Annotated in this window: 3 protein-coding genes; all 3 read right to left on the bottom strand. The window is 47.7% G+C overall.

The genetic code is table 11. The features are described 5' to 3' along the window. Positions 1-140: 140 nt before the first annotated feature. Complete coding sequence (locus tag R4146_RS05165; protein WP_339960356.1) at positions 141-1,733, bottom strand: DUF5776 domain-containing protein; 1,593 nt, start codon at positions 1,731-1,733, stop codon at positions 141-143. After that, positions 1,651-4,647, bottom strand: a complete 2,997-nt coding sequence (locus tag R4146_RS05160; protein WP_339960355.1) for a hypothetical protein — start codon at positions 4,645-4,647, stop codon at positions 1,651-1,653. The genes R4146_RS05165 and R4146_RS05160 overlap by 83 nt, the downstream gene beginning before the upstream one ends. A gap of 96 nt (positions 4,648-4,743) precedes the next feature. After that, on the bottom strand, positions 4,744-8,274 hold the full coding sequence (locus R4146_RS05155) for a beta strand repeat-containing protein (RefSeq protein ID WP_339960354.1): 3,531 nt from the start codon (positions 8,272-8,274) through the stop codon (positions 4,744-4,746). Between the last annotated feature and the right edge of the window lie 76 nt (positions 8,275-8,350).

The raw sequence follows: 8,350 nt of genomic DNA, 5'->3' as shown, positions 1-8,350 counted from the left end.
TAAATATATTATTAGCCTACAAACCTGCATAGTGAAATTATAACACTTTCTCAAATTAATACCATTAATAATAACTAAAAAAAAGACCGTCAAACTATCTGAATCAGATAGTGACGGTCTTTTTTTAAACCTAATGTGGTTTAAAGAAATTTCACGAATTTCTTGTTACTTGTAATATACTTACCAGCACCAATATAGAATCTGGTCACCCCTTTATATCTTACCACTCGTTTAACCTTTAGCTTAGCACCAACTCGATAGAAGCGGTGTTTAGTATCAAATGATTTGCTACCATGAGTCCAAATTCCCTTATCATTAATTACTCGAATCTTTCGATCAGTATTATGCTTTAGGTTGGCCTTTTGATAGTATGCATTCGCAATGAATTTTGGATTCGTAGTTAGGTATCCTACGATATGGCGATCAGATTGATGGCTCTTAACGTAGTATCTAACCAACCCGCTCTTGGCGAGTTTGATCCGTTTAACTTCAAATTCATGGATCTTGTTTTGTGGTCTTTGATCACGCTTGATGATCTTACCACGTTTGTCAAACGTTGCCTGACTATAAACATAGACTGGCTTGTGGTTGTAAATATAAATTGGCCGTTTAGTTAACTTGGCATTGAACTTATTGACATAACCATTAATGTAACCCTTTGGCTTGTCACGTAGTGAAGTCGTTGCCATCGATTGTTCAGCAGCTTCAGAGGCTCCTTCAGAATAGTAATTCATATAACTAGCACGGCCTTGTGCATATGCTGATTGATAGTTCTTGACATATTCAGCATTGTCACTAGCTACACTAGCCATTGAATCACCATTCAATCCTTGAACGAAACCATTGTAAGCACCCTTGTAAATCGAATTGTTAGCAAATGACGCATTGACCGAATCCCGTTTGGCATCCCGAATTGCATCAGAATAGTAGTTCACAGTTGTACTACTGCTCAATCCTGAGTTAGCACTACTACTCATCGTAGCACTAGAACTAGCATTCGCTGAATTACTATTAGTGGCATTACCGTTTACGCTACTACCGTTTGTGGTAGGCCCTGCATTCGTGGTGCCGGTCGTTCCATTTGAAGTAGCTGAGTTAGCAGTCGTTCCACCATTCGTCGTCGAAGTAGCCGTTGTGCTATTACTACTGCTAGATGGCACGTACAACGATGCACTGTTGTTAATCGATGTGGAACCACTAGTACTTGGTGTTGTTCCATTATTGGTTGCATTAGAACTAGGGGTTGGATTAACGCTAGCTGATGGTTGCGAATTAGAACTAGGGTTCGAAGTAGGGTTGCTCGATGCCGAAGTAGTATTATTCATCCCACTAACCACACTGTTCGTAGCATTCGCTGCGTTACTGAGCATTGCAATGGCAATACTCATTTGAAGAGCTGCAGAACTAGCAGTAGCTACTGCTGATTCATCAGTGCTGTTTGCTTGACTCGCCGTTGATTGTGCTTGACTAGCAATTGATGCGAGAGTCGTTGCCGTTGTCCGCGCTGTGCTTGCGGTAGCGTAATCACCGTTAGTTGCAGCGATGCTTGAAGTTAATGCAGCATCACTAGCCTGTTGATTTGCTACTACCGCATTGGATTGAGCCTGTTGAGCACTTACCGTTGCACTTTGCGCAGATGCATTGGCGGCACTAACGACTGTCGCAGCAGAATTCATCAATGAACCAGCGGCACTGGCGGCAATGGATAATTGCCCGAGCTTTACTATTAGCAATTGCATAGTTCAAGCTATCCAAATGACCAGCCGCACTAGCTTGGCCAGCAGCAATGCTACTCGTTAAGCGAGCCGCATTACTACTAAATGCAGATGACGTCGTCATGGCTGAAGTATTGATACTATCAGCTGTATGACTAGCGCTAGTCGTTGATTGGCCTAGACTAGCAAATGCACTGGTTGCAACGCTTACTTGTGATGACCGTTGGGCCACTACACTGGCAGCTGCAATCGCTGCAGATGCATTTTGAGCCGTGGTCAAGGCAGTTGCAGCACGGCTATTAGCCGCTGTCGCTACCTGTTGGGCACTGGATGCTTGCGCCGCAGCCGATTGAGCGATGGCCGTGTTTTGACTGGCAATGCTGTGGGCGGCACTAACGGATGCCTTATCAGCATTTAAGGCACTAACTGCTGAAAGGTAGTAATCGTTGTAGACACTAGCCGCTGCAGAATTACCATTTTGATAGTAACTAGCAGCATTGCTTTGCGCAGCGTTCATGAATGCGATCGACTTTTCAGCATCCGCAATTGCTGCACTCGCTACGACTGATGCTGAGCTAGCAGCAAGGTAAGCTGCACTATCCTTAGCATTGGCGGCACTAACCACTTGCATTGCACTCGTTGCATCTGATACTGCCTGTTGACCAATTGCATTTTGACTTTGAATCAAGTGACTATTGGCATTAGCACTCGCTACCGTAGCGATTTGACTTTGCAATGCAGTTGTGGAAGCACTGGCACTCGTCGTTGCAATACCAGCTGAACTAGCTTGAACACTAGCTTGCCGTGCTTGGTCTGCATTGACGCTAGTAGCACTGGCGTTTTGATAGATCTGGTTGATCTCATCGTTGGCAGCACTCACAGCGGTGCTCGTGGCATTCGCATTACTATTAGCTGCAGCACTAGCACTTTGCGCAATGTGGTTGGCACTGCTTACGGCAGCATTGGCTGAACTAACTAGTTGGCCATTGGTTTGGCCATCTTGAGCCGCACTGACAGCAGTTGCACTAGCACTGGTGATTAAGCCAGCTGCTGAGACAGCCGTGGAACGAGCAGCACTCGCTACACTAGCATCCCCAACTTGAGCAGCAGCACTAGCCGTTGCCTTAGCACTCGTGATCACTGCATTGGCACTAGCAGCGACTTGGTTAGCAGCACTAATGGTTTGACTAGCTGATTGGACCTTAATATTAGCGGCGCTAGCAGCACTAACGGCCGCACTAGCATTGGCATTCGCAGCACTGTAAGCAGCTGCTGCTTGACTTGCCTGTTGAACTAATTGTTGGTTTGCTTGACTGGCTTGAGCACTAGCAGATTGAATATTCGTTTGGGCACGGTCCAGATTACCACTCATTGCACTAGCGGTAGCAGCCGTACTGTTAGTAACCACTGCATCGCTGTCAGCTTGACTGGCTTGGATAGCACTTTGCACCGCACTACTGATGCTTGCCGATAAGGCAGTCGCACTAGCTTGGCTGGCTTGGAGCCGTTGAACAGCACTAGCAGCCACATTCGAATTCGTCGTTACGTTCGCATTCGCAGTAGAAGCAGTTGCCATCATTGCAGAGGCAGCCGTTACATACTGGTGTGCTAAGGAAGTAAACTTGCTTGCCGCAGCGTAATCATTGGCACTAGTTGCGCTATTTGCTAATGATGTGTAGTCATTGGCAGACTTAATGTTAGCCGCAACTGATTCCGCTGCACTGCTTAGCACGCCTAATCCAGATTGCGCCGCTTTAGAAGCAGATGCGTAAACGCTAGCTTGCCCTTGAGCTCCAGAATCAGTAACACTTAATTGGGCCGTAGCAGATTGAACGATTTGGACAGCAGCACTAATAATTGCATTACTATGATCAGCACTCATCAATTGAGTCATCGTTTGTGATGCGGATTGACCAGCAACGTGATCAGAATGCACCGCACTGGTGGCACTATTGACGCTTGCCGTTGCATCGGTAATCGACTTAGCAGCTACGCTAGCAGCACTAACGTAACTATTAAATTGACTGTTCAATGCTTCAGCGCTACTACCGTTAGCAGCGTTGGCACTGTGGGCGGCTTGGTTCGCAGTAGAACTAATCGTCGTGCTAGTGGTCTTCACAGTGTCCGCAGCAGATTGGGCGGCTTGTTGGTAGCTAGTAGCTGCAATGTTGGCAGCACTAGCCGCCGCTTGAGCATCGGTCGCAATTGATGATTGCCGTGCCGTATCACTTTGGAGACTAGCTAAGTTGTTAATTGCATTGGCAGCTTGGTCGTTAAAGTAGCTTCCTAACTTAGCATCTCCGTGGTTATAAGCACTTACCGCTTGACTTGTTAATGAGCCCACTTGACTCGAACCACTAACAGCAGCGGATTGGTTCGCACTAGCTTGCGATGCAGCCGCACTGGCAGCAGCATTTACACTGCTTGCAATTCCAGCTTGTGATTGTGCATGCTTAGTAGCATCAGCAACCACGCTGGCAGCAGATTGAATCAATGAATTTTGACTAGCAATCGCACTGTTCGTAGGCATTGCTGCCGCCAAACTATTGCTTGCGGTCGCAGCATTACTGGTCGTTGCGTTAATGCTATTTGCTAATTGACTAGCAGCACTAGCTTGGTCGTTATATGAGCTAGTCGTTTGCGCCGTTTGATGCGTAGCACTAGCAACGTTAGTAATGGCACTTGCATGGGAACTAGCCGTTTGGTTATCACTAGTTGCGACACTGGAAGCCATCCGCATTCCGGCTAATTGATCACTGACCACTTGACTGGCGGAATTAACCACTAAGCCGGCGGCACTAATGTTACTATTGGCAGTACTCAATGCACTAACGGCAGAACTAGCAAGGCTAGCAGCTGAAACATTGGCACTAGCCGCTTGGGAAGCAGTCCGTTGATAATCACTGGCTTGACTGGCTGCGATTTGAGCCACTTCATTGGCGGCACTGGCTTTATCAGCATTCCCGTTTCGCGCAGCAGTCGATGCAAGTTGATTTTGTTGACTCGCTAAGGCACTGGCAGCAATTGCTTAGGCGTTAGCTTGACTAGCCGTAGCTTGCGCCGTTGCTGCTTGTTGGTTAGCACTATTAACGGCTGCAGTTGCTAAACTAGCACTTTGCATTGCTGATTGACTAGCAGATTGAGTTGCAACCGCCGCTTGACTTGCATTTACACTTGCACTAGCGGCTTGACTAGCTTGGCCAATGGCTGATTGAACCACGTTGGCACTAGCCACAGCTTGACTCAATTGATTTACTAATGAAGTAGCTTGCGTTACGTCATTAGCGTCTTGACTAGCCGCAACACCAGCAGCATTGGTAAATTGGCTCCCTGCTTGACTTGCTTGGTTGGCGTTGCTCAAGGCAGCATTGGCATTCGCAACGTAACTAGCCGCCTTTGCATTTAGTGAGTCTGCTTGAGCAAATTGGTGATCACGACTAGCTTGAGCCGCTTGACTCGCATAGATGCTTGCCAATTGGGCCGTAGAACTAACCGCATCCCCGTTCGCACTGACCGTCATCGCTGCAGCACTAGCTTGTTGATAGTTATGACTAGCAGCTTGACTTTGGGCAATAGCATCACTTTGCACAGCTGATAATTGACTCATTGTGGCACTAGCTTGGCTATTGAGCTTATTGAGCGCTGCGTTATTAGCGTTCGCAGCGGCAATGGAATGAATGGTAGCGGCACTAGCTTGACCACTCGTAAATTGAGCGTTCGTTGATTGAGCATTTCCACTTGCTTGACTAGCAGCGGATTGAGCCGTAGCTACATTCGCATTTGCACTGCTTTGGACTGGTTTAACGGCCGCATTAACCCCAGCTGCTTGACTAGTATTTGATGCGGCACTGGTAATTCCAGCGCTCGTCGTACTATCAACCGCACTGGTTGCCGATGCAATCGCACTGTTCAAGGCACTAATTGCATTTTCAGTTGTCGTCGATGCTGACAATGCTTGTTGAGAAGCAGTCGCGATCGTATTAGTTAATTGACTGATGGTAGCAGATGCACTCGCAGCTACGGCAGCGTTTTGACTTGCCACGCTAGTAGCTTGACTGAGCGTTGCGTTGTTCGTGTCACCGAGGGCTTGATTACCAGCTTGATAAGCAGTCGTTGCAGCACTAGCTTGTTGGGCAGCAACTTGGTTGGCACTCGCAACTTGTTGGTTAGCTGATTGCGCCACTTGAGCAAGGGAGTGAACAGCTTGGTTGGCACTCGCAGCTACATAGCTTTGAATCAATGCATTACTATTTGCGGCACTGATTGTTGCAGCTGCACTAGCAGCCACTGATCCAGCAGCACTCAATGCACTTGGCATGGTGTGCACATCACTAGTAATTGCACTGACCATGCTGTTGGCAACTACCTGTTGACTATTAACCTGACTAGCCGCACTACTAGTTACACTTGCGGCTACACTAGCTTGGCTCGTATTAGTCGTCACCTCGCTAGTCGTTTGGTTCGTAGCGCTTAAGAATTGACTCGTAGCGCTACTACTGTTAGTAACGTTGCTTACCGCTGCACTAGTAGCTTGAGCCACACTATTCATGTTGGCAACCATAGAACTAGTCATGGTTGCTAAGCTCGTTGCCATTTGACTAATAATTACATTCGTTGGGTTAGCACTAAGGATGGTATTAGCAACACTATTGTTACCATCAGTGAGCTTCCCTTGACTGGCTGTAGCCGAAGCGGCACTAACCGCACTCTTTGCATAACTGTCTGCGGAGTTAACTGCCGTGGTGGCGCTCGTCACTGCATTAGCCATGGTAGAAGTAACGTTCTTAATTACCCCTTGGGTATCCGCAGCATGGGACTTAGCATCAGCAGTTTGACTAGCAGCCGCAATGGCAGCCTTATTAGCACTGCTTGCCGCTTGATCAGCAACACTGGCAATGGATTGGGCAGCTTGAGCAGATGTGGCAGCTTGATTAGCAGCACTTTGGGCACTAGCAGCAATGCTGGATTGTTGAGCAGCACTGCTTTGGACTGCTGCTAAGCTATCGACCATTGAAGTAGCTTGGGAGTGGAATAAGCTCCCTAAGGTTGCATTCCCTTGGGCATATGCTAAGACCGCTTCACTAGCTAATTGACTAGCCGTTTGTGACCCAGCACTGGCTTGTTGACGGGATTGAGCAGCTTGGGCAGATGCAGCACTCGCAGCCACTGCATTACTATTAGCAATGGCATTTTGTTGATTAGCAATTGCTAATTGACTGGATACCACACTAGCAGCTGAGTTAGCAATCGTAGCTTGACTGGCAATAATTGCATTGGAGGTATCTTGAGCTGCTAATTGGTTAACGTTAGCAGCATTGCTAGTCGTTGTATCATTGTAACCACTAACTGCCGAGCTAGTCGCACTCGTAACGCCAGCTAAGCTTTGGGCCGCACTGGCATTCGCAGTCGTGGAACTAGCTAATGAACTAACCGCCGTTGAATGAGCTGAAGCGGCTTGGTTCGTATCTTGAGCATCTTGGCTAGCTTGGGCACTAAGGGCGTTAGCAATTACTACCGATGTCGATGCCATGAATGCACTCGCACTACTCATTAATGATGCGGCACTATTAGCAACATTAGTAGCAGAACTAGCATTACTGGATTGATTCAATGCATCTAAACTAGCTGCACTAGTGGTAGCATGTTCAGCAATCGCATTGGAATTAGCCTGTTTAGCAACGGCAGCGGCACTGGCGGCAGCCGATGCATCCCCACTTTGGGCGGCATTGCTTGCGACCGTAGCCGCACTAGCAGCCACGCTGGCATTGACCTTCGCGTTGCTAGATGCAGCAGCGGCTTGGGCATTATCATTATTAGCCGCTAACAATGCGGCACTGGCCACTTGACTAGCCGTATTAGCTTGATTGGTCAAACCATTAGCGCTGCTTACAACTAGGTCAGCGTTCGAAACAGCATTACTGATGACGCTATTGGCAGCATTGGCACTAGCCACTTGAGCAAATTGACTCGCCTGAGCATTCATTGAACCCATGCTTGAGTTGACTGAACTCATCGTAGTATTGATACCCGTATTTGATTGTTGAGTCCCAGCAGCAGAATTTGAAGTAGCTGTAGCCATCGAATTAGCATCACTTAATAATTGAGCATTCGCACTAGCATAACTAGCGGCTTGCTTAGCTGATTGATCAGCTTGTACGGCTTGAGCAGCAACGCTAACGGTGGCGTTGATTTGACTGTTCAACCCGTCAGAAGCGGCTTGATAACTAGTAGCTTGACTAGCTGCCGTTTGTGCCGCTGTCATGTAACCACTAGCCGCTTGACCCGCGTTCGCTGCATTTGTAGCAAAAGCTGCATATGATGATGCAGATGCATTGTAAGCATTGGCTTGGGTGTAATGGTGACCGGCAGCTGCTGAAGCGGCTTGGCTAGCATAAACACTAGCCAATAATGCATTCGAAGCAACGTCAGCACTGGCATCCGCCCCACTCACCGCAGCTGAGTTAACCGCTTGATATGCACTTGCTGCATTAACACTAGCTTGTTGCATGCTTTGGTTCGCAACTTGAAGGGCCGCATTAGATGCGTTCAAGCTAGCCATGGCATTACTGATGGTAGCATTGCTTGATACCGCATTACTGTAACTATTGAGGGCGTTACTTTGTTGATCCGCATTA

Origin of the sequence: Nicoliella lavandulae, assembly GCF_037546185.1 — a bacterium.
Taxonomy (GTDB): domain Bacteria; phylum Bacillota; class Bacilli; order Lactobacillales; family Lactobacillaceae; genus Nicoliella; species Nicoliella lavandulae.
Note: the sequence above shows the minus strand (reverse complement) of the source record. Positions and strands in the feature narration are given on the sequence as shown.